The organism is Caulobacter sp. GW821-FHT11A05 (genome assembly GCF_058809015.1).
On the sequence record NZ_JBXASF010000007.1, the window covers coordinates 231,906 to 252,710 of the forward strand.

A 20,805-nucleotide genomic window follows, 5' to 3' on the forward strand; every position below is an offset into this window, starting at 1 on the left:
CAAACTGCACAAGTCTTGTGACAGGCCGGCGCGTGCTACACCCAAATGGGGGGCGGCGCGTGAACAGAGCCGCTCTTTTTCTTCAATATTATGAAGGGTAGCCGACACAGGGTTTCTTTCGGAACGTCGGTTGCCAGCTTGCGGCGACGGCTCTAAGGGACAGGCTTCCTGTAGCGGCGGTCGGCGGGCCTGCCGCATCTGCCTGGGGGGCTATTAAGGGTGTTTCCGACGGTCGAGTTCCTGCGCACCGCCGCCCTCGAATTCATCGCGGCCTTCAGCGCCGTCACCGCCATCATCTTCCTGCTGTCGCCCTTCGCGGCCCGGCTCGGCCTGGTCGACAAGCCCGGCGGCCGCAAGGATCACGCCGCCCCGACCCCGGTCACCGGCGGCCTGGCCATCGCCGTCGGCACCATCCTGCCGGCCCTGGCCCTGACCCCGCCTAACGCCCAGGTTGTCGGCCTGGGCATCGCCGCCGTCATCCTGGTGGTGGTCGGGGTGCTCGACGACATCTACGACATCCCCTGGCCGATCCGGGTGCTGGCCCAGTCGGGCGCGGCCCTGGCCATCGTGCTGGTCGGCGACGTGCGGGTGGCCAATATCGGTCCGGTGTTCGGCCTGGGGCCGCTGGACCTGGGCTATCTGTCGGTCCCCTTCACCATCATCGCCACGGTCGGGTTGATCAACGCGCTGAACATGGCCGATGGCATCGACGGTCTGGCCGGGTCGCTGTGCGTCTGCGCCCTGGTCATGCTGGTGGCCGCCTCGCTCTACGCCGGCAACGCCGACCTGGCCCACGGGCTGACGGTCATCACCGGGGCGGTGATGGCCTATCTCGCCTTCAACCTGCGCCTGCCCTGGCGCAAGCGGGCGCGGATCTTCCTCGGCAATTCCGGCAGCGCCTACCTCGGCCTGATCATCGCCTGGGCCGCCTTCCGCCTGACCCAGAACCCGGTCTATCCGGTGACGCCGGTGCTGGCCCCCTTCCTGATCGCCCCACCGCTGATCGACTGCCTGGTGCTGATCGTGCGCCGCCTCCTGCACAGGCGCTCGCCCTTCCACGCCGATCGCACCCATGCGCATCACCTGATGCTGGACGGCGGCTTTTCCGTCACCGGCGTGGTCGTCACGCTCTGCGCGCTGTCGCTGGCCCTTGGGCTCGGCGTCGCCCTGGCCCTGCGGGCCGACGTGCCCCAGCCGGTGCTGCTGGCCATCTTCGCCGGGCTGACGGGCGCCTACTTCCTGTTCACCCGCCACCCCGAGCGGGCCATCGCCGTCTACGCTCGCCTGACCGGCAAGAAGCGCTAGAGACCGAGCGCGCCTTCCAGCGCGGAAACCACCCGCTCGACGTCGCTGTCGGCCATGGCCGGATACAGCGGCAGGCTGAGGCAGCGGTCGTACCAGGCCTGGGCGCCGGGCAGGTCCAGCGCGCCGTTGCGGGCCCGCCAGTAGGGCTGGGTATGGACCGGGATGTAGTGCACCTGGCTGCCAATCCCCGCCGCCGCCAGCCGCGCCACGACCTGCGCCCGGGTCACGCCCAGCGCCTCGAAGTCGATCAGCACGCACAGGAGGTGCAGCGCCGGGTCGGACCAGGCCGGGCTGTCGGCCAGGCGGACCGCGTTCAGCCCCGCCAGCCGGTTTTGGTAGAGGGCGGTCAGCCGCCGCCGTCGGTCGGTGAAGCGGTCCAGCTTGGAGAGCTGCGACAGGCCGAGCGCGCAGTTGATGTCCGGCAGGCGGTAGTTGAAGCCCGGCTGCGCCATCTCATAGACCCAGGGGTCGGCGCCCGGCGGCCGGGTCATGCCGTGGCTGCGCAGGGACTTGAGGCGTGCGGCCAGCTCGCCGTCGTTGGTGGTCAGCATGCCGCCTTCGCCGGTGGCGATGGTCTTGACCGGGTGAAACGAAAAGCTGGCCATGGCCGCGTGAGCGCAGTCGCCGACCCGCTCGGGTCCGCCGCCGAAATCCATGGTCGTGCCCAGGGCGTGCGGCGCGTCCTCGACCAGCACCGCCCCCGCCTCGCCGGCCAGCCGCGCCAGCCCGGGCAGGTCGCAGACGTCGCCGCGCAGATGCACCGGCAGCACCGCCTTCACCGGTCCCACGGCCCGCGACAGCGCGTCCGAAAGGGTCTGGGGCGTCATCAGGCCGCTGTTCGGGTCGACATCGGCGAACACCACCTGCGCCCCGACGTAGGCGGCGCAGTTGGCGGTGGCCAGGAAGGTGATCGAAGGAACGATGCAGACATCGCCCGGTCCCACCCCCAGCGCCAGCATGGCCAGATGCAGCGAGGCGGTGCCGTTGGAGCAGGCCACGGCATGGGCGGCGCCGACCTTGCCGGCGAAGGCCGTCTCGAAGGCCTCGACCGTCGGGCCGGTGGTCAGGAAGTCGCCGCGCAGGGCCTGGGCCACCGCCGCGATATCGTCTTCCTCGATGGTCTGGCGACCGTAGGGCAGAAAGGGCTGGGTCATCAGACCCCTTGGGCCTCCAGCATGGCGCGCAGGCCCTCGGGGCTCAGCCAGTCGGTATTGCTGTCGCTAGCGTAGGCGAAGTCCTCGGCCACCGGCCGGGCGCCGTCCTTCTCGCCGAACGCCTCGCGGGCGTATTCGACGAAGGCCGGCTCGATGACGTAGCGGTCGTCCAGCTCGCAGGTCTGGCGGGCGTCGTCGGCCCCGACCATGATCTCATGCAGCTTCTCGCCGGGCCGGATGCCGACGATGTCGATGCCGGCTTCCGGAGCCATGGCCCGGGCCAGGTCGGGCATGGCCATCGAGGGGATCTTGGGCACGAAGATCTCGCCGCCGCGCATGATCTCCAGCGAGGAGAGGACGAACTCCACCCCTTCGTCCAGCGTGATCCAGAAGCGGGTCATCCGGGCGTCGGTGATCGGCAGGCTGGTCGCGCCCTTGGCGATCAGCCGCCGATAGAGCGGCACCACGCTGCCGCGCGAGCCGACCACATTGCCGTAGCGCACCACCGAGAAGCGGCAGCCGAGGTCGCCCGACAGGTTGTTGGCGGCCACGAAGGTCTTGTCCGAGGCCAGCTTGGTGGCGCCATAAAGGTTGACCGGGTTGCAGGCCTTGTCGGTCGACAGCGCCACCACCTGCCGGACCCGGTTGGTCAGGCTGGCCCAGACCACGTTCTCGGCCCCGACGACATTGGTCTGGATGCATTCGGACGGGTTGTACTCGGCCGCCGGCACCTGTTTCAGGGCGGCGGCGTGGATGACCACATCGACGCCGCGCAGGGCCAGGGTCAGGCGCGAGCGGTCGCGCACGTCGCCGAGGAAGAAGCGCAGTTTGGAATAGTCTTCCGGCCCGAACTTCTCGCGCAGGTCCTGCTGCATCTCGCTCTGCTTGAGCTCGTCGCGGCTGTAGACGATCAGCTTGCGCGGCGCGTAGCGGGTCAGCACCGTCTCGATGAACCGCTTGCCGAACGAGCCGGTGCCGCCGGTCACCAGGATCACCTGGCCGTCCAGGTCGAGGGTCTTGGGCGCGAATCGGGTCATTCAAAGCTCCAGATCGGCCCCGAATCTGGGCCGAAGCGCCGAATCTGTCACCTGCGCGTAAATCACGCATAAACCATGCGGGCGTAAGAGCGGGCCATGGACCGCCGCCTCGCCCTCGCCGCCCTCATCGCCCTGGCCCCGACGGCCGCGCTTGCGAGCAGCCCCGAGAAGAAAAAGGGCGGCGGGATCAGCTATATCCAGATCCAGACCCTCACCGCCTCGATCATGCGCCGAAACGGCAGCCGGGGTGTGATGACCATGGAGGTCGGGGTCGACGTCGCCAACGAACAGCTGCGCGACCTGGCCACCGCCTCGACCCCGCGGCTGCGGGCCGCCTACGCCCAGGTGCTGCAGATCTACGCCTCGGGCCTGCCCGCCGCGACGCCGCCGGACGCCGACTTCCTGGCCATGAAGTGCCAACGCGAAACCGACCGCATCCTCGGCAGGCCGGGCGCGAAGCTGCTGGTCGGGACGATTTTGGTCAACTGAGCCCCACGGGGGCGGATCACATCGCCGAAATGCCGCCATCGAGCTTCAGCTCCGCCCCCGTCATGAACCGGCTCTCGTCCGAGGCCAGGTAGAGCACCGCGTCGGCGATGTCCCGGGGCGTGCCGATGCGGCCGAGCGGCACCTGGCGGCCGAGCTTGGCCTCGCCCTCCTCCTTGCCGAACCGTTGGCGGATCGGGTCGAGGATGGGGGTGTCGATGAAGGTCGGGTGGATGGAGTTGGAGCGGACGTCCAGCTTCTGCTTGGCGCAGTAGAGGGCGATGTTCTTGCTGAGCAGCCAGACCGCCGCCTTGGAGGCGTTGTAGGCCGGGCCGTTGTGGTTGGCGATCAGGCCGGCGATCGAGCTGATGTTGATGATCGAGCCCGGCTGATTGTCCTTCAGATATTTGATGGCGTGCTTGGCGCCGAGGAAGACGCTGTCGACATTGACGCTCATGGTCATGCGGAAGTCGTCGAGGGTGCAGTTCTCGATGTCGGCGCCGCGGCTGATGCCGGCGTTGTTGAGCAGCACCGAGAGGCCGCCCAGATCGGCATTGGCCCGGAACAGGGTATCAATCCATTGCTCTTCCTGGGTGACGTCCAGGCGGTAGGCGAAGGCCGTGCCCTTGCCGTAAGCGGCGTTCAACTCGTCGGCGACGCCCTGGGCCCCTTCGAGGTTGAGATCGGCCAGGGCGACCTTCGCCCCCTCCTCGGCCAGCCGGCGGGCGGCTCCGGCCCCGAGGCCCTGGGCGCCGCCGGTGATAAAGGCTTTCTTGCCCGCCACGCGGCCTGAAGTCGAAGCCATGGGTCGTCTCTCCGATTGTTCTTTCAAACAATCGTTAGAGCGAGGCGGCGACCTCGTCCATGAACTTTGCCAGGGTAACGTCCAGGTCCGTCACGCCGTCGGCGTCATGGGTGGCGAGCAGCACCTCGACCCGGTTGTAGACGTTGAACCATTCGGGGTGGTGGTCGAGCTTGTCGGCCAACAGGGCGACCCGGGTCATGAAGCCGAAGGCGGCGTTGAAGTCCTTGAATTTGAAGGCGCGGACGATGGCGTCGCGGTCGCCCTCGGCAGCCTTCCAGTCAGGCAGGGATTTGAGGGCTTCGGCGGCGCCGATCTTCGAGGGGCGGGTCATTGCTGGCCTCCATCCTGCCTGGACAAGCGATAGCGTTGGATCGCGGCCCGTTCGGTGGCGGTGTAGCCGCCGATCCGGATGATCTCGCGGTTATAGCGTTCCGCGTAGTCGCGCGCGCGCATGTTCAGCCGGCTGTGCTCGTCGTCCTGGAGCATATCTCCCGTGCCGGCCAGGAAGCGTGCGCGTTTGCTGTCGATACCCCCGCCCGCGAGGTCCGTGCCCGGGAGGGTGATGGCGATCCCGCCGACGGACAACAGTCGCCAGTCCCCGGCGGCGACCGCCTTCCTGGCGTCGGCTTCGGCGGCGTCGATATCCAAAGCCCGCAACGCGCGAAGCTCGGCGGGAGTGACGATGGGCCGGCGGCACCCACCCGCAAGGCCGATCAGACCCAGGACCAGCAGGGATCGCCGGACACGGTCCACGCCTAGCTCCCGAACGTCAGCCCGGTCGCCGCGGAGAGTTCCGCCAGCGCCTGGGCTTCATTGGAGACCTTGATGGCCTTCATGCCCAGCGTCGCCGCCGGCTTGCAGTTGATGCCGAGGTCGTCGAGGTAGATGCAATCCGAAGGTTCGACGACCAGCAGTTCGCACATCATCTGGTAGATGCGCGGGTCGGGTTTGCGCACGCCCGCCTTGCTGCTCTCGATCACCGCGTCGAACAGCTCCATCACCCCGGCCACCTGGGCGGCCTTGTCGCTGGTCCCGGCCATGCCGGCGCCATGGCCGGTCTGGACGTTGTTGGTGATGCAGCCGACCTTGAAGACCGTCTTGCAGGCCTTCAGCGCCGCCACCATGCCGGGCCGCACGTCGCCCGACAGCAGGGTCAGCACCTCGGCCCCGCGCACCGGATGGCCGAGCGCCGTGGATTCCTCGAGGAACATCGCGTCGAAGCCGGGGGCGTCGATCTCGTTGCGCTCGAACAGGGCCCAGGCGTTGTGGTCGGGGTTGGTCGAGTTGACCGTCCGGAACAGGTTGTGCGGCAGGCCCTTCTGCGCCTCGTAGCGGTTGAACGCCTCGAACGGCGAGGTGGTGATCACCCCGCCGAAGTCCCAGATCACCGCCCGAACCGCTGAGTTGACCGTCATCTTGTCGTCCCGTTGCCTGATGCGGCGAACGCTTAGTCGGCTTTGCGCGCATCGTCTTCACCAAATCTCCTCTTGCAGCGGCGGCGTGAGCCGTCACCCTTGGTGACACATGTTTTTCCCCGCCCCCCTCCGCTTCGCCCTGTTTGCCATCGCCTGCGCGGTTATCGCCTGGCTGTCGCTGAGCCCGACCGAGGCCCTGCCGCAGGGACTGACCTTCTGGGACAAGGCCGAGCACGCCATCGCCTATCTGACCATGACCCTGTTGGGCGCCTGGGCCTTTCCCAGCCGCCTGGGCCGGCTGGCCGTCGGGCTGTTCCTGGCCGGCGTCGGGGTGGAGATTCTGCAGGCGACCATGGGGCTTGGGCGCCAGGGCGACGCCTGGGACGCGGTCGCCAACAGCACCGGCATCGCCGCCGGCCTGGCGCTGGCCCTGGCCTTGCGGCGCCTGCAACGCAGAGGGGTGGGTTAACCCTACCCCTCCCCCGGCGGGTGAATGGGCGGGCCTTCTGCAGAGGTTGAGCGCAGCCTGAGGTCGGATCCATCCGTCTATGCGGGCCTTGTCATGCGTCTTCTGTCCTTCGCCCTTCTGGGAATTTCCGCCCTGGCCCTGTCGGCCTGCGACAGCTTCTCGCCGCGGAGCGGGCCGGAGCCGAAGGCTCAGGCAAGCGCCGACTGTTGCTGCAAGGACCGCTGCCCGACCAAGGCGCCGGCCACGGAAAAGGCCGCCACTGAGGCCGATACCGGGACCACCGTCGAGGTCGCCAGCCGCGAGCAAACCGTCCGCACCGGCGGCCATGTCCGCAAGGCCGTGCACCGTCGCGGCGGCGGATCCAGCGGCTATCGCTACAGCTACCGCTCCGGGACCGAGGGCGTCGGCTATCTCGATGAGGGTCTGGATGGCGCCTATCGCGGCGGCTACCGCCGGGTGGGGACCTCGGTCAGCGTCGAAGCGCGTGAGACCTATGAGGAAAGCCGCCGGTCTTCCGAGAGCGGCTACGCCTATTCCAGCAGCGGCGGGTCCTACGAGGCCTATGGCTATGAAGGCCGCGACGGCTACGGCGGCGGTCATCGCAGGCACGGCCGGCGCGGTGGCTACGCCGGCGTCGATCGCGACGGCTACCTGACCTGGCCCGGCAAGACCGAGGACTAGGGCCTCAGGAAACCCTCGGCGGCGAACACCGCCATGGCCTTGGGGCCCGACAGGTAATCCAACACCGCCCGGCCGGCCGGCGTCGGCTTCGTAAGCGCGGCCGGATAGAGGATGCGCGGATGGGTCGAGGCCGGGAAGGTCCCGACCACCTTCACCCTCGGCTCGGCACGGGCGTCGGTCGCATAGACGATGCCCAGCGGCGTCTCGCCCCGGGCGACATAGGCCAGGGCGGCGCGGACGTTCTCGGCTGGGGCCAGCCGGCCGGCCACGCTGTCCCAGACCCCCAGCCTGGTCAGCGCCGCCTTGCCGTACTTGCCGGCCGGCACGGCGACCGGGTCGGCGATGGCCAGCCGTCCGCCGCCCAGCGCCTGGGCCAGCGGCATGCCGGGCGCGATCTTCAGTGTCACGGTCGAGGTCTTGGGGCCGATCAGCACCAGCCGGTTGGACAGCAGATTGCGCCGCGTCCCCGCCGCGATCAGCCGCCGCTGGGCCAACCAGTCCATCCATTCGATGTCGGCGCTGATGAACAGGTCGGCGGGCGCGCCCTGGGCGATCTGGCGGGCCATGGCCGAGGAGGCGCCGAACGACACCTGCATCGGCCCGCCCGGGCCGCGATAGCCGGCGGCGATCCTGGTCAGCGCCGTCTGCAACGAGGCGGCCGCGAAGATGCGGGTTCCGGGTGGTTGGGCAAAGGTGGGGCCCGCCGCCAGGGCGAGGCCGCCGATCAGGACTGTGCGGCGCGCGATCATGAAGCCGACTCCTGCCAGACGCCCGCCGACCCGGCAACCTTAACTGGCCCGCCGATTGCGGAGGACTCCCCCCAGTGGATCAAACCGGGACAAGGAGAATCCCCATGCGTTCGCCCAACGGACCAATGTTCAAACGCTACGAGATCGTCGCCATCGTCGCCTTTCTCGCCGTCGCCGCCCTGGTGACCGGATTCCGCCTCGTCTACTGACCCGCGCCCAGCCCCTCCCCGGATGGGCATGAAACAACCAGCCCGCCCTGACGTTACCGACCCTTGGGGGATTCGGAGACGTTTGCTTGAGCCAGGACGCCAACAGGCCTGACAAAGGATCGGCCGCGCGCTTTTCGGCGCGCGCCCGCGCCTGGCTGAAGCACGCCTTCGAACCCGAAACGCCTGAGCAGGCCGCCGCTCGCCGCGAACGACACGATCCCAAGGTGGCCCGGCGGGTGGTCATCGGCCTGTCGGCCTTGCTGCTGCTGGTGGTCGGCTTCCTGGTCATCTTCGACTGGAACTGGCTGCGTGGCCCCGTGGGGGCCGTCGCCTCGGCCCAGCTGCGCCGCACGGTGGTGCTGGCCGGCGACCTCGACGTCCATCCCTGGTCACTCAATCCCTCGGCGGAGATCCACGACCTGCGGATCAGCCAGCCGGCCTGGGCCTTCGACGCCGGGGCCAGGCCGGGCGAGCCGATGGCGACGGTCGGCCGGCTGGAGGGCAGCCTGCAGCTGGCCGACCTTTTCAGGGGCGACACGGTGCTCGGCTACGTCCGCGTCCGGCAGGCGAAAATCCACCTGATCCGCGACAGGGACGGACGCGGCAACTGGGAGTTCGGGGCCCGCGACAAGGGCCGCTCGGCCAGGCTGCCGGCCATCCGCCGGCTGCTGATCGACCGCGCCGACCTGCGGCTCGACGACGCCCAGCGCAAGGCGGTGTTCGTCGGCGTGGTCTCGACCGAGGAAAGCACCACCGGCGAGACGGCCGGCCGCTTCCTGCTGAACGGCGACGGGACGCTCAACCGGGCCAAGTTCACCGCCCGGGTCGAGGGTGAGCCCCTGCTCAACATCTCGCCCGACCGGCCCTACCGCTTCAAGGCCAGGGTCCAGGCCGGGGCCACCCGCATCCTTGCCGACGGCCATATCGACCGGCCCTTCGACCTCAACCACTTCGGGGCCCGCTTCCAGCTGTCGGGCGCCGACATGAACGACCTCTATGTGGCGACCGGCGTCGTCCTGCCCAACACCCCGCCCTACCGGGTCAGCGCCGGCCTGGTGCGCGACGGCGGCCGCTGGCACCTGAACAAGGCGCGCGGCGTCATCGGCGAGAGCGACATCGCCGGCCAGCTGACCGTGGATACGAGCGGCGACAAGCCGATGCTGACCGCCAACCTGCGCTCGCGGCGGGTCGACTTCGACGACCTGGGCGCCTTCTTCGGCATGCGCACCCGGCAGGTCGGCGGCGAGAGCAAGTCGACCCCAACCACCGGCGGCCGACTGCTGCCCGACTCTACCCTGCAGGTCGACCGCATCCGGGCGATGAACGCCGACGTCACCTATCGCGCCGAGACCATCAATGCGCCGGGCCTGCCGCTACGCCGGCTGTCGCTGGATCTGACGCTCAACGACGGGGTGCTGAAGATGAACCCCATCGCCTTCAGCCTCGACCGCGGCGACATAAAGGGCATGGTGGTGCTGAACGCCAGCGGCGCCGTGCCGCGAACCGACGTCGACCTTAGGATGACGGGCGCCCGCATCGAGGACTGGGTCTCGCAAAAGGTGCAGGGGATGCCGGTCATCGAGGGGGCGCTGGCGGCGCGGCTCAAACTCAGCGGGACCGGCAATTCGGTGCACCGGGCGGCCTCCAACGCCAACGGCAGCTTCACCCTGGTCGCCCCGCGCGGCGAGATGCGCCAGGCCTTCGCCGAACTCTTGGGCGTCAACGCCAGCAAGGGGTTGATCATGCTGCTGTCGGAGGACCCGAAGACGACGCCGCTGCGCTGCGCCGTCGCCGACTTCCAGGTCCGCAACGGCGTCGCCCATTCCAACCGCATCCTGGCCGACACCGGCGTGGTGCTGGTCGAGGGCAGCGGCTCGATCAACCTCGAGACCGAGCGGATGAACCTGCGCTTCGAGGGCGATTCCAAGAAGCCGCGCCTGCTGCGCCTGTTCCTGCCGATCACCGTCAGCGGCCCGATCACCAAGCCCGGCGTCGGCGTCGAGGCCGGGCCCGCCGTGGCGCAAGGCGGCCTCGCCCTGGCGGTTGGGGCGCTGCTGTCGCCCCTGGCCGCCATCCTGCCCTTCGTCGATCCGGGCCTGGCCAACGACGTCAACTGCGGGGCCCTGGTCCGCGAGGGCCGCAAGCGCGGCGCCCCCGCCAGCCTCGACACCGCCCCCCTCACCGAGAGCCAGCTCGAAGGCGCCCGGAAGGAGGAGAAGGACCGCCAGAAGGCGATTCGCGACGCGCGCCGTGATCGCGAGAAGGCGGCCCGCGAGGAACGCCAGGACCGGGATCGCGGTCGGAAGAGGGAGTAGCTCCCAAAGTCCGATCACCCCGACGAAAGTCGGGGCCCAGTGGGCAGGCGGTCTGGGGTTCTGCTCTGATCGGAGCGGACCCGGACCCGTCGCGGCCGCTGGATCCCGACTTTCGTCGGGAAGGTCGGAAAGTGGTGCATTTCTCAATTCCGGCCCCATCTGCTATGATCTCGCTTCAACCTCAAAGCATCGCACGTGACCACGACCCTCGACCTTTCCCGGGCCGCCAAGCCTGTTTCAATCGTCAACCTGTCCGGTCTGACCCGTGACGGCCTGCGCCAGGCGCTGATCGACGGCGGCGCTGTGCCGGCCGACAAGGCGCGGATGCGGGCCAGCCAGATCTGGCGCTGGATGCACCAGGCCGGGGTCACAGACTTCGCCGACATGACCGATGTCGCCAAGGACACCCGGGCGAAACTGGCCGAGACCTTCACCATCGCCCGGCCGGAAATCGTCGAGCGGCAGGTATCGAAGGACGGCACCCGCAAGTGGCTGATCCGCACCGCGCCGGGCATCGAGATCGAGACCGTCTACATCCCCGACGTCGGCCGTTCCGGGGCCCTCTGCGTCTCCAGCCAGGTCGGCTGCACGCTCAATTGCACCTTCTGCCACACCGGCACCCAGGCCCTGGTCCGCAACCTGACGGCGGCCGAGATCGTCGCCCAGGTGCAGGTGGCCAAGGACGACCTGGCCGAATGGCCGTCCGACAAGGAAGACCGGCTGCTCAGCAACATCGTCTTCATGGGCATGGGCGAGCCGCTCTATAACCTCGACGCCGTCACCGACGCCCTGGACATCCTCAGCGACAACGAGGGCATCAGCATCAGCCGCCGGCGGATCACCGTCTCCACCTCGGGCGTCGTGCCGCAGCTGCAGACGCTCGGCGAGCGGACCCAGGCCATGCTGGCCATCAGCCTGCACGCCACCAACGACGAACTGCGCAACGAGCTGGTGCCGCTCAACAAGAAGTACCCGATCGCCGAGCTGATGGCCGGCATCCGCGCCTATCCGGGGCTGTCCAACGCCCGGCGGGTGACGTTCGAGTACGTCATGCTGAAGGGTGTCAACGACAGCCCGGCCGAGGCCCGCGCCCTGGTCGCCCTGCTCAAGGGCATCCCGGCCAAGGTCAACCTGATCCCCTTCAATCCCTGGCCCGGCAGCCCCTATGAATGCTCCAGCTGGCCGGTGATCGAGACCTTCGCGGCCATCCTCAACAAGGCCGGCTACGCCTCCCCGATCCGCACCCCGCGCGGCCGCGACATCCTCGCCGCCTGCGGCCAGCTGAAGAGCGAGAGCGAGAAGGTCCGGGCCTCGGCCCGCCGCAAGGCCGCTCCGGACGCGGAAGCGGCGGCGTAGGGCCGCACGCCCAGCCGGCGAAGTGCTTGTCACACCCGGCCGTTCCCGTGCTAACCATCGGCGCCCGTTCTTTCGAGATCCGTGATGCCGCCTGAACTGCAGTCCCCGGAAATCGCCGCCTTCGCCAACGGCTTCCCGCTGGCGCTGGGCCAGGCCGGCGTCACCCTGGTCATGCTGATCCTCGGCGCCACCCTCTACGCCCTGCTGACCCCGCACAAAGAGATCACCCTGATCCGCGAGGGCAACTCGGCCGCCGCCCTGTCCTTCGCCGGCGTGCTGGTCGCCCTGACCATCCCGCTGTGCACGGCCCTGTCGACCTCCGCCTCCCTGCTGGAGATCGGCCTCTGGGGCGTGGCGGTGACCTTCGTCCAGCTGCTGGTCTTCCGGCTGACCGACATGGTGCTGCACGGGCTGCCGCAGCGCATCCAGGAGGGCGAGATCTCCGCCGCCCTGCTGCTGGTCGGGGCCAAGATCGCCACCGCCCTGATCCTCTCGGCCGCGATCACCGCCTGACCTGATGAATTTTCCGCGGCTCCCGGACTGGTCGATCTACGGCGCCGTGGTCCTGGCCCTGGTGATCGCCTCCGTGGGCCGTCGCGAGAAGGCCGACGCCCCCGCCCCGCCGCCGCCGGTGCCCGGCGAGGAAGGCTTGCCGCTCGGCCCCGCCTCGCCCTTCGACCCGGCCGTCGTCGTCGAGATGCAGGACAAGCCCCAGCCGAGCAGCGGCACCGCCTTCTCGATCGCCGACCGCGGCGTCTGGATCACCGCCCGCCACGTGGTCGAGGGCTGCCAGCAGGTCGCCATCGTCGTCGCCGAGGGCCGCGGCGTCGCCACCCGGGTCAGCGTCGACACACAGGGCGACGCCGCCGTGCTGATCAGCGACGGCGGCTCGCCGGCCATGCCGGTCATTCCGCAGGCCGACGCCCAGAAGCTCAGGCGCGGCGACCGCGCCTTCCATCCCGGCTTCCCGCAGGGCCAGGCCGGGGAGGTCACCTCCCGGCTGCTGGGCCGCGAGAACCTGGTGGTGCGCGGCCGGGGGGCCCGCACCGAGGGGGTGCTTGTCTGGGCCGAGGTCGGCCGCACCAACACCCTGAAAGGGCCGCTGTCGGGCCTGTCGGGGGCGCCGGCGCTGGACGCCGCCGGCCGGGTGATCGGCGTCACCGTCGCCGAGGCCCCGCGCCGGGGCCGCATCTACACCACCACGCCGGAAACCCTGCTGAGCGCCATGAACGCCGCCGGCCAGCCGGCCAGCCACTTCGCCACCGGCGAGCCGGTCAACACCGAGAACTACGGCCGCGTCGCCGACGCCCTGCGGCGGGACCTGCGGGTGGCGCAGGTGGTCTGCCTGGCCTGAGCGAAGCGATTATAGCACGGACGGTCCGTGATGTCGGCTATATTATTACGAAGTTTCAATGACTTAATGACCACCCGATAGGGCCGGATCGACCTGTCCGGAGCGTCAAACCCACCCCTCGGAACCCGCCGGGGGTCCACCGCCGAACCACCCCGCCGGCCGGCGAGAGGGGACACATTGAATGACCGGGGAATGGCCGGGCGCCGCTGGAGCGAGCCTTGGCCCCGGCGCTGACGGCAATTCAAGGCGTCCCGGCTTCCTTCAGATGAATAAGTCTAGACATATTGCCGGCGGCTAAGCCGGCGCCTCGTCCGCTGCCGTTTCCGGCTTGGGCTGGCGCGCCGCGACGTAGAAGACCAGCATCATGCCGGCGAAGCCGACGATGGTCGTGTAGACGTAGAACACCAGATAGCCGACGCCGAGGGCGGCGGGCGTGACCTGGCTCTTCTCCAGGGCCGCCGCATAGCTTTCCGGCGGCAGGCCGCTCATCAGCCCGCGCAGGCCGGCGAACACGCCGCCGCCTTCGGCCGCCTTGGCCGACTCCTCGACGATACGGCCCGACTGGGTGGCCAGGAGTTTGCCGATCAGGGCGTAGAGGGAGCTGAACAGGGCGTACTGGGTGGCGGTGAAGCCGATGCTGGTCAGGCTGGACATGTAGGCGATCAGCGCCGTGCCGGCGAAGCCGCCGCCGATGTTGTCGGCCGCGATGGCGAACATGAAGGCGTAGACGCTGTGGCCTTCCATCGCCAGCCAGGCGAAGGCCAGGTTGCTGAGCGAACCCAGGAAGGCGCCGATGATCAGGGTGCGCATGAGGCCAAGCTTGAGCACCGACCAGCCGCCCAGCGAGACGCCGATGATCGACATCACCGCCCCGAACACCTTCCGCACCTCGGCGATCTCCGGCTTGGTGAAACCGAGGTCGAGGTAGAAGGCGCCGTTGATGTTGATGACGAAGTCACTGACCCGGTAGAGGCAGATCAGGGCCAGGATGAAGAGGGCAAGACCCTTGTAGCGGTCGATGAAGTCGATAACCGGCTGGAACAGGGCGGTGAACAGATACCGTCCTGGCCGGGTCGGCAGGTTGAAGAGCGGCAACGCAGCCAGGATGATGAGTCCGAAGCCGCCGATCACGCCCCCAAGTTGCCAGAGCGCCTTCCAGTCGCCTTTGAAGGCCGCGACGATCCAGGCCCCGCCCGCCTCTTCGCCGCCCATCATCACCGCCGGCAGGCTGGCGTCGCCGGTCAGGCCGACGCCCAGGAACAGGGCGCCTCCGAAAAGCAGGGCGAGACGCACGGCGTATTCGACGACCTCAACGGCCGGACGGGCCGGGATGTCTCCGGTGTCGATCGCTCGGACGGCGTGGACCTTCTCACGTGGCGCGGCAAACACCGCAAGGACGCCGACGGCCATCAGGGCGGCCATCACGGCATAGGAGATGTGCCAGTCGAAGACCTCGGCCAGGATCAGCGGCACGGTGCCGGCGATGACCATCGAGACTCGGTAGCCCCACTGGTAGGCGGCGGCCATGGCCCCCTGTTTCTCGGTCTCGACGGCCTCGATCCGCCAGGCGTCGATGACGATGTCCTGGTTGGCCACGAAGAAGCCGACCAGCACCGCGAAGGCGGCCAGGGCGACCAGGTTCTGGGCCGGGCTGAGGCCTGAAATCAGCCACAGGCCGAGGATGATCACCGCCTGCGAAACCAGCATCCAAGACCGACGGTGACCCAGCCACTTGGTCAGGAAGGGCACGGCCGTGCGGTCGATGATCGGGGCCCAGAGGAACTTCAGGGCGCTGAACAGCGTGGCCAGGGTGAAGAAGCCGATGACCTTGAGGCTGATCCCCTCGTCACGCAGCCAGACCGACAGGGTGTCGAAGATCAGCAGGCCGGGCAGGCCGGCGGAGAAGCCAAGGAAAAACATCACCGTGACGCTGCGGATGTCGCGCACCCCGCCGTCCTGGTCGAAGGCCGGCGCGCCGTATTTGTTGGCGCCGGCCACGCCGGAGGAAACGCCCAGGTCCCAGATCAGCCAAGCCCAGCCGATCACCGGCACGAGGACGGCCAGCAGCCACCAGCCGCTGCGGCCCCGATCGTGACAACGTTTCAGCCCGATGGCGACCAGCGGCCAGATCAGGCCGACGGCGATGATCCAGGGCATGGCTTCGAGAATCGCCGAACCCGGCGGGCGCGGCGGCGGCGGGAGGGTGGGATCGACCGGCGACTTGAGGTTCACCATCGACCAGAACAGGCCGAACACCGCCGCCGAGGCGATCATCACCAGCCAGAACTGCAGCCGGCCGGCCCGTCCGGCGAAGCCGAACAGCAGGTCCTTGGCGCTCTGGCCCTTCGGCGCTTCGGTCGTCTCGGCGGTGCTGGCCATCGGCTCCCCTCCCTAAGGGCCGGGAGCCGGCGCCCCCGTCTAGCCGGCCAACTTGGCCTGAGCCGTCGGCGGCGTCCAGCGGGCCCAGCGGGCCAGGGCGGTGCGCAGGGCGTCGGCGGTCAGCGGCTTGACCAGGAAATCGTCCATGCCGGCCGCCAGGCAGGCGCGGCGATCGTCCTCGAAGGCGTCGGCGGTGAGGGCGACGATGGGGGTCGAGACGCCTCTGGCCCGCAGGGCGCGAGCCGCGTCGATCCCCGACAGGCCGGGCATGCGCACGTCCATCAGGATCAGGTCGTAGCGGCCCGCCTCCATGGCCGCCAGAGTCTCCTCGCCGCTGGCGGCGCGGTCGACCACGGCGCCCTCGCGCTCCAGGAGGGTGCGGGCCAGGAAGGCGTTGATCGGGTTGTCCTCGGCCAGCAGCACCCGGGCCCCCGGGGCGGCGGCGGGCGCGATGCGTTCGTCCTCGCTGCTGGCGGCCTCGATCGGCGGAACCTCGCCCTGCGCGGCCAGCACCCGGGCGGCGAGGGAGGCCCGGCGCAGGGGCTTGATCAGATAGCCGGCGAAACCGGCGGCGCGGCAGGGCTCGATGCGGTCGCGCTCGTCAGGGCGCAGCAATACGATGGCCTCGTGGCCGGCCGGGGGTTTCAGGCCCCGGCGGCCCTTGAGCAGGCCGTGGTCGATCAGCAGCACGGCCCCGGCCGGCGCCTTGGACACCGCCCCGGCGACGCCCGCCGCCGTGATGGCCGCGCCGCCGCAGGCCTCGATCTGCCGCGCCGCCGCGGCCCGCACAGCCGGGTTGGGGCTGGCGACGACGACGGTGCGGCCGGCCAGGCTGGTGTCCGGAACCTGTTCGCCGACGGCTTCAAAGTCGGCGCTGAACCAGAAGCGGGCGCCGCCGCCGGGCGCATCCTCGACGCCGACATAGGCGCAGTGGGCCTCGGCCAGCAGCTGGACGATGGCCAGGCCCAGGCCGGCCCCGCCGAGCGCCGAGCCGCCGTGGCTGGGGTCGGCGTGGGTGAAGGGCTCGAAAATCCGGCCCTTGGCGGCGTCGGGCACGCCGGGGCCATTGTCGGTGACGGTGAAGCGGATGCGGCCGGGCCCTTCCGGCTCGGCGGCGATCAGCACCCCGCCCTTGTCGGTAAACTTCACGGCGTTGCCGGCGAAGTTGAGCAATACCTGGCGCAGGCGGCCCTCGTCGCCCATCACCGTTCCCAGCCCCGGGGCGGCGGCCCAGGCCACCTCGATGCCCTTCTCATGGGCGCGCGGGCTCATCAGCTCGGCGACCTGGCGCAGCAGGCTCTCGACCTCCATGGGCGCGGGGTGCAGCTCCAGCTTGCCGGCCCCGAGGCGCGCCAGATCGAGCACATCGTTGATCAGCCCCAGCAGGTGATCGCCGCTCTCCTTGAGCGCCTTCACATAGTCGCGCTGCTCCGGCGACAGGTCGGTGCCGTCCAGCAGCCGGGCCATGCCCAGCACCCCGTTCAGGGGCGTGCGGAACTCGTGGCTCAGGGTGGCCAGCTGCTGGGGGGTGATGGCGTCTGTCGTCATGGGCCGCGACCTTAAGAGGGGCGGCTTAACGGTCCGTTGGCTGCGCGGCGTCCTGACGCAGAGCGGCCTGGCGCACGGCGGCCGGCGCATGCAGGCCCTGGACCGGCGCGCCCAGCAGGGCGGCGCGCTGGTCGCCGGCCTCGCGCATGAAGGGCTGGGGCCGGGCGAAATAGGCGCGGGGCGACATGCCCAGGTAGTAGTGGAACTCGCGGATGAAATGCGACTGGTCGACATAGTGGGCGTCGATCAGCCCGCTCCAGCCGCCGGACGGGGTGTCGCGCATGGCCGCCAGGGTGCGCAGGAACCGCTGGCGGCGCAGCAGCCGCTTGGGGCTGAGGCCCAGGTAGCGCAGGCAGGACCGCTCGAGCTGGCGCGGCGACAGACCGACCTCCGCCGCCCAGGCCTCGACCGAACGCGGCTGGGAGGAGACCAGCACCGCCTGGGCCCGGGCGACGATCGGCGAGGCGGCCGGCCGGGCGGCGATCAGCGCCGACAGCTGGGCATCGAGGATCTCCACCGCCCCGCCGTCCGACCCCGCCTGGCGCAGGGCCGGCAGCAGGGCGGCGGCGGCCGGGCCGAAGGCGTCGGACAGGGGCCGCAACCGATCGGCGAAGCCGGCGGCGGCCTGGCCCGTCAGCCGTTCCCAGCCCTCCGGCAGGATGCCGAAACCAACGAGGACGCCCGGTGATCCCCACGCCACCACGCCGCGCTCCAGCACGCCGCTGATCGCCGCCTCCGGCAGGTGCTCTTCGGACCGTTCCGGGAAACGCACCCGCCAGTCGCCCGACAGCACCAGCCGGACATTGGCCCATTCGGGATGGATGATGTCCTCGACGCCCTCCGGGGCCTGGATGCGCAGGACATAGTAGGCGGAGACCGCCTCCCGCAGCACCGGCGCGGGGAGATAGAAGCGGACGCTGGCCGCCGACATGGCGCCTCCCAACTCGGTCTCAGCCGATCGGCTGCGGCAGGATGTCGCGATCCTACAATTACCGCGCGAATGGCGCCCCTAAAAAACGGTGGTCGTTCATTGGAGAAACGCGCGTCATGAAAACCGTCCTGATCACCACCGCCGGGCTGCTGGTCCTGGTGGGCGGAGCCGCCGAAGCCGCCCCTCGGGGCTATCTGGGCGGGGCCTACGGCGGCGCGAATGTCGAGGCGCCGGGCGTCGGCGAGGTCGACGCCGAGTTCTGGAACCTGCAAGGCCATCTGGCCCTGCCGCTTGGTTCGGCGGCGTCCGGTGAGTTCACCGTCGAAGCCAGCCAGTTCGAGGGCGACGACGCGGTCTGGTCGCCGACCGCCCGGCTGCTGTTCGACGTCGGCGGCTCCAAGCTGGGAGCCTTCGTCGGGGCGACGACGGGCGAGACTTTCGATCTCACCGGCGGCGGCGTCGAGGGACGATTCAGCCTGGCCGAGAACTGGCGCCTGGACGGCGCGGCCGGCTACGCCTCGGGCGATGCCGAGGGCTGGGGCGCGCGCGGTGAGCTGCGCTTCTTCGCCGGCGACAACAGCCGGCTGGACGCCTTCGCCGCCTTGAGCACCTTCGACACCGACCTTGGCGACTTCGAGGGCTGGAGCCTGGGCCTCGGCGGCGAGCACCAGTTCGGCAGCGCGCCGATTTCACTGTTCGCCCGCTTCGAGCACAGCGAGGCGGAGGACCTCGACCTCACCGCCGACACCTTCCGCATCGGCCTGCGCTGGAACTTCGGCGGCGGCACCCTGCGCGACCGCTACCTGGAGGGCCAGTCAGCGCCGGCGTTCACCGACCTGTTCGGCGGCGACCTGCTGCGCGCCGCTGGCAGCATCGAGGTCGAGGAGGACGATGGCGGCGGCGGCGGCTGTGGCGACGATTCCGTCGGCCCCTGCGGCAACGACCTGCTGGAGCCCTGATCAGGGAGGCGAGGCATCCTGGCGGACGGCGGCGATGCTGCCCGCCAGGGTGGCCCGGCCCTCGGCCGCCTCGCTGAAGTCGAAGGTGAAGCCGGTCGAGAGGATGAAGAAGCGGGTCGGACTCTCGGCATGGAGCTCGACCCGGTCCGGCCCGAACGGCCCGCCCTGGACGAACAGCCGGCCGTCCTCGGCGATCACCGCGAAGGCCGGGGCGCCGTCGGCCAGCCAGGTCCCGGCGTAGGCGGCCAGGACGGCGGGGGCGACGGCGACGGTGTCGCGGATGGTCTGGGTAAAGCCAGGCCAGCCGTATTCGCGGGCCACGGCCATGACGATCTCCAGGAAGAAGCCCGACTGGCTGGCGCCGTTGGTCATCACCGCCAGGCCCTGGCGGCGGCCAGGGATGAAGATCAGCCAGGCCTGGTAGCCGGGGTTGGTCCCCACATGGCTGAAGCTGACCTCGCCGGGGATCGCGGTCAGGTCGACGCCGAGGCCCCAGTCGCCCGACTGGCGGGTGAGCATCTGGCCGGCCAAGGCCTGGCCCATCAGGCGGTCGGCCCCGTCGGCTTCGGCATTGAGGGCGATGGCCATGCGGGCCAGGTCGGCGGGCGTCGACCACAGGCCGGCGGGGGCCAGCTCGGGGAACACCATGGCTCCGCCGGGCAGCGGCCGGCCGTCGGCGGCGTGGCCGCGGGCGACGTTGTCCCACAGGGCCGCCGGCAAGGGCTGGTCTATGCGGCTGCGGGTCATGGCCGCTGGGGTCAGGACGGTGCGTTGCAGGGTGGCGGCGAAGGGTTCGCCCGTGACCTCGGCCGCCAGCTGCTGCAGGACCATGTAGCCGCCGCCGGAATAGCGCCAGGCCGCGCCCGGAACGGTGTCGACGGTCACCGGCGGATTGTTGGCCGGTACGGCCCCGGCCAGGATCTGGACCGGGGTCGGCAGCGGCTCGCCGGGCCCGTAGCCGGCGAACCCGTGCACCGTCACCCCGGCGCTGTGGCTGAGCAGGCGGCGGACGGTGACCTTCTCCCTGGCGGTGAAGGGGGTGTCCGGCAGGCGCCAGCCGCTCAGGCGCGTCGCGACGTCGGCGTCGAGGTCGAGGCGGCCTTCGCGGACCAGCCGCAGCAGGGCGATCGCCGTGGCAAGCTTGCTGACCGAACTGGCCTGGAACAGGGTGTCGGCATCGACCTTGCGGCTCGAGCCGGCCTCCAGCACCCCGTGCTGGCGGGTCCACAGCACCCGCTCGTCGTCGAAGAAGGCCAGGCTGACGCCCGGCACGCGATAGTGGGCCATGCGCTCGGCGAGGCTGCGCGGCGGCTCCGGGGCGTTGCGCAGGACGATGCGGGGAACCAGCCGGCGCTCGATGCGGGCGACGGGGTCGTCGGACGCCTGGGCCACAGAAGTCGGGGCTGCGCCGGCGAAGGGCAGGAGGCCGGCGGCGAGGACGGAGCGGCGGGGGATCATGTGGGGCATGTTAGGACGGGTTTGCCTGGATCGAACAGGGCTCTGCTCCCTCCCCTGGAGACAGGGCAATCGCATATCGGACAGGCGGCCAAGACTGGGTCCGCTGCCGTGAGAGGTTCCTTCTCCCCTTGTGGGAGAAGGTGGCCCGAAGGGCCGGATGAGGGGTCGATAGGTCTTTCAGCTGCGCAGAGGCGG

At 70.0% G+C, this 20,805-nt stretch carries 20 protein-coding genes; 9 read left to right on the forward strand and 11 right to left on the reverse strand.

Going from position 1 to position 20,805, the window contains the following annotated elements; translation table 11 throughout:
- The first annotated feature begins 219 nt into the window (after positions 1–219).
- Positions 220–1,305: an MraY family glycosyltransferase gene (locus tag AC1RSK_RS12420; protein WP_492907859.1), complete on the forward strand. Its 1,086-nt coding sequence runs from the start codon at positions 220–222 to the stop codon at positions 1,303–1,305.
- On the opposite strand, the gene pseC is transcribed toward AC1RSK_RS12420, so the two are convergent.
- The gene (pseC, locus tag AC1RSK_RS12425; protein WP_492907860.1) at positions 1,302–2,459 is read right to left on the reverse strand and encodes a UDP-4-amino-4,6-dideoxy-N-acetyl-beta-L-altrosamine transaminase; all 1,158 of its coding nucleotides are present in this window, start codon (positions 2,457–2,459) and stop codon (positions 1,302–1,304) included. The genes AC1RSK_RS12420 and pseC overlap by 4 nt on opposite strands.
- Positions 2,459–3,496: a UDP-N-acetylglucosamine 4,6-dehydratase (inverting) gene (gene pseB / locus AC1RSK_RS12430; protein WP_492907861.1), complete on the reverse strand. Its 1,038-nt coding sequence runs from the start codon at positions 3,494–3,496 to the stop codon at positions 2,459–2,461. Before pseB ends, pseC begins: the two co-directional genes overlap by 1 nt.
- A 96-nt stretch (positions 3,497–3,592) precedes the next feature.
- Between pseB and AC1RSK_RS12435 the strand changes: the two genes are divergently transcribed.
- Entirely contained in the window at positions 3,593–3,985 is a 393-nt protein-coding gene (locus tag AC1RSK_RS12435) for a Tat pathway signal protein (protein ID WP_492907862.1), read from the forward strand.
- Between the two features lie 16 nt (positions 3,986–4,001).
- Here the strand turns inward: AC1RSK_RS12435 and AC1RSK_RS12440 are convergent, their stop codons facing one another.
- Genes AC1RSK_RS12440 through AC1RSK_RS12455 form a run of 4 tightly spaced genes read right to left on the reverse strand, consistent with a single transcriptional unit; the run spans position 4,002 to position 6,202 of the window.
- Positions 4,002–4,787, reverse strand: a complete 786-nt coding sequence (locus tag AC1RSK_RS12440; protein WP_492907863.1) for an SDR family oxidoreductase — start codon at positions 4,785–4,787, stop codon at positions 4,002–4,004.
- Positions 4,788–4,821: 34 nt separating this feature from the next.
- On the reverse strand, positions 4,822–5,118 hold the full coding sequence (locus AC1RSK_RS12445) for a 4a-hydroxytetrahydrobiopterin dehydratase (protein ID WP_492907864.1): 297 nt from the start codon (positions 5,116–5,118) through the stop codon (positions 4,822–4,824).
- Positions 5,115–5,540: a hypothetical protein gene (locus AC1RSK_RS12450; protein WP_492907865.1), complete on the reverse strand. Its 426-nt coding sequence runs from the start codon at positions 5,538–5,540 to the stop codon at positions 5,115–5,117. The genes AC1RSK_RS12445 and AC1RSK_RS12450 overlap by 4 nt, the downstream gene beginning before the upstream one ends.
- A 2-nt stretch (positions 5,541–5,542) precedes the next feature.
- Entirely contained in the window at positions 5,543–6,202 is a 660-nt protein-coding gene (locus AC1RSK_RS12455) for an HAD-IA family hydrolase (RefSeq protein WP_492907866.1), read from the reverse strand.
- A gap of 109 nt (positions 6,203–6,311) precedes the next feature.
- Between AC1RSK_RS12455 and AC1RSK_RS12460 the strand changes: the two genes are divergently transcribed.
- Positions 6,312–6,671, forward strand: a complete 360-nt coding sequence (locus AC1RSK_RS12460) for a VanZ family protein (protein WP_492907867.1) — start codon at positions 6,312–6,314, stop codon at positions 6,669–6,671.
- 93 nt (positions 6,672–6,764) lie between these two features.
- Positions 6,765–7,352, forward strand: a complete 588-nt coding sequence (locus AC1RSK_RS12465; RefSeq protein ID WP_492907868.1) for a hypothetical protein — start codon at positions 6,765–6,767, stop codon at positions 7,350–7,352.
- Here the strand turns inward: AC1RSK_RS12465 and modA are convergent.
- The gene (gene modA / locus AC1RSK_RS12470) at positions 7,349–8,101 is read right to left on the reverse strand and encodes a molybdate ABC transporter substrate-binding protein (protein WP_492907869.1); all 753 of its coding nucleotides are present in this window, start codon (positions 8,099–8,101) and stop codon (positions 7,349–7,351) included. The two genes, AC1RSK_RS12465 and modA, sit on opposite strands and share 4 nt — an antisense overlap.
- A 295-nt stretch (positions 8,102–8,396) precedes the next feature.
- Between modA and AC1RSK_RS12475 the strand changes: the two genes are divergently transcribed.
- The 4 genes from AC1RSK_RS12475 to AC1RSK_RS12490 all read left to right on the forward strand — a co-directional run bounded on the left by AC1RSK_RS12475 (position 8,397) and on the right by AC1RSK_RS12490 (position 13,335).
- The gene (locus AC1RSK_RS12475) at positions 8,397–10,625 is read left to right on the forward strand and encodes an AsmA family protein (RefSeq protein WP_492907870.1); all 2,229 of its coding nucleotides are present in this window, start codon (positions 8,397–8,399) and stop codon (positions 10,623–10,625) included.
- A gap of 195 nt (positions 10,626–10,820) precedes the next feature.
- Positions 10,821–11,981 (forward strand): dual-specificity RNA methyltransferase RlmN, encoded by a 1,161-nt coding sequence (gene rlmN / locus AC1RSK_RS12480; protein WP_492907871.1) that lies wholly within the window; start codon positions 10,821–10,823, stop codon positions 11,979–11,981.
- An 84-nt stretch (positions 11,982–12,065) separates the two neighbouring features.
- The gene (locus tag AC1RSK_RS12485) at positions 12,066–12,494 is read left to right on the forward strand and encodes a DUF350 domain-containing protein (protein WP_492907872.1); all 429 of its coding nucleotides are present in this window, start codon (positions 12,066–12,068) and stop codon (positions 12,492–12,494) included.
- 4 nt (positions 12,495–12,498) lie between these two features.
- Entirely contained in the window at positions 12,499–13,335 is an 837-nt protein-coding gene (locus tag AC1RSK_RS12490) for a S1 family peptidase (RefSeq protein WP_492907873.1), read from the forward strand.
- A gap of 294 nt (positions 13,336–13,629) precedes the next feature.
- On the opposite strand, the gene AC1RSK_RS12495 is transcribed toward AC1RSK_RS12490, so the two are convergent.
- From AC1RSK_RS12495 to AC1RSK_RS12505, 3 genes are read right to left on the reverse strand one after another with little or no spacing between them, the layout of a single operon-like run.
- Entirely contained in the window at positions 13,630–15,714 is a 2,085-nt protein-coding gene (locus AC1RSK_RS12495) for an AmpG family muropeptide MFS transporter (protein ID WP_492907874.1), read from the reverse strand.
- Positions 15,715–15,753: 39 nt separating this feature from the next.
- Complete coding sequence (locus tag AC1RSK_RS12500; protein WP_492907875.1) at positions 15,754–17,262, reverse strand: response regulator; 1,509 nt, start codon at positions 17,260–17,262, stop codon at positions 15,754–15,756.
- 25 nt (positions 17,263–17,287) lie between these two features.
- Positions 17,288–18,193, reverse strand: a complete 906-nt coding sequence (locus AC1RSK_RS12505; RefSeq protein ID WP_492907876.1) for a helix-turn-helix transcriptional regulator — start codon at positions 18,191–18,193, stop codon at positions 17,288–17,290.
- A gap of 116 nt (positions 18,194–18,309) precedes the next feature.
- Between AC1RSK_RS12505 and AC1RSK_RS12510 the strand changes: the two genes are divergently transcribed.
- On the forward strand, positions 18,310–19,152 hold the full coding sequence (locus AC1RSK_RS12510) for an outer membrane beta-barrel protein (RefSeq protein ID WP_492907877.1): 843 nt from the start codon (positions 18,310–18,312) through the stop codon (positions 19,150–19,152).
- Here the strand turns inward: AC1RSK_RS12510 and AC1RSK_RS12515 are convergent, their stop codons facing one another.
- Positions 19,153–20,610 carry a serine hydrolase domain-containing protein gene (locus AC1RSK_RS12515; protein WP_492907878.1) on the reverse strand — a complete coding sequence of 486 codons (1,458 nt, stop codon included), beginning with the start codon at positions 20,608–20,610 and terminating at the stop codon, positions 19,153–19,155. It lies immediately after the preceding gene.
- Between the last annotated feature and the right edge of the window lie 195 nt (positions 20,611–20,805).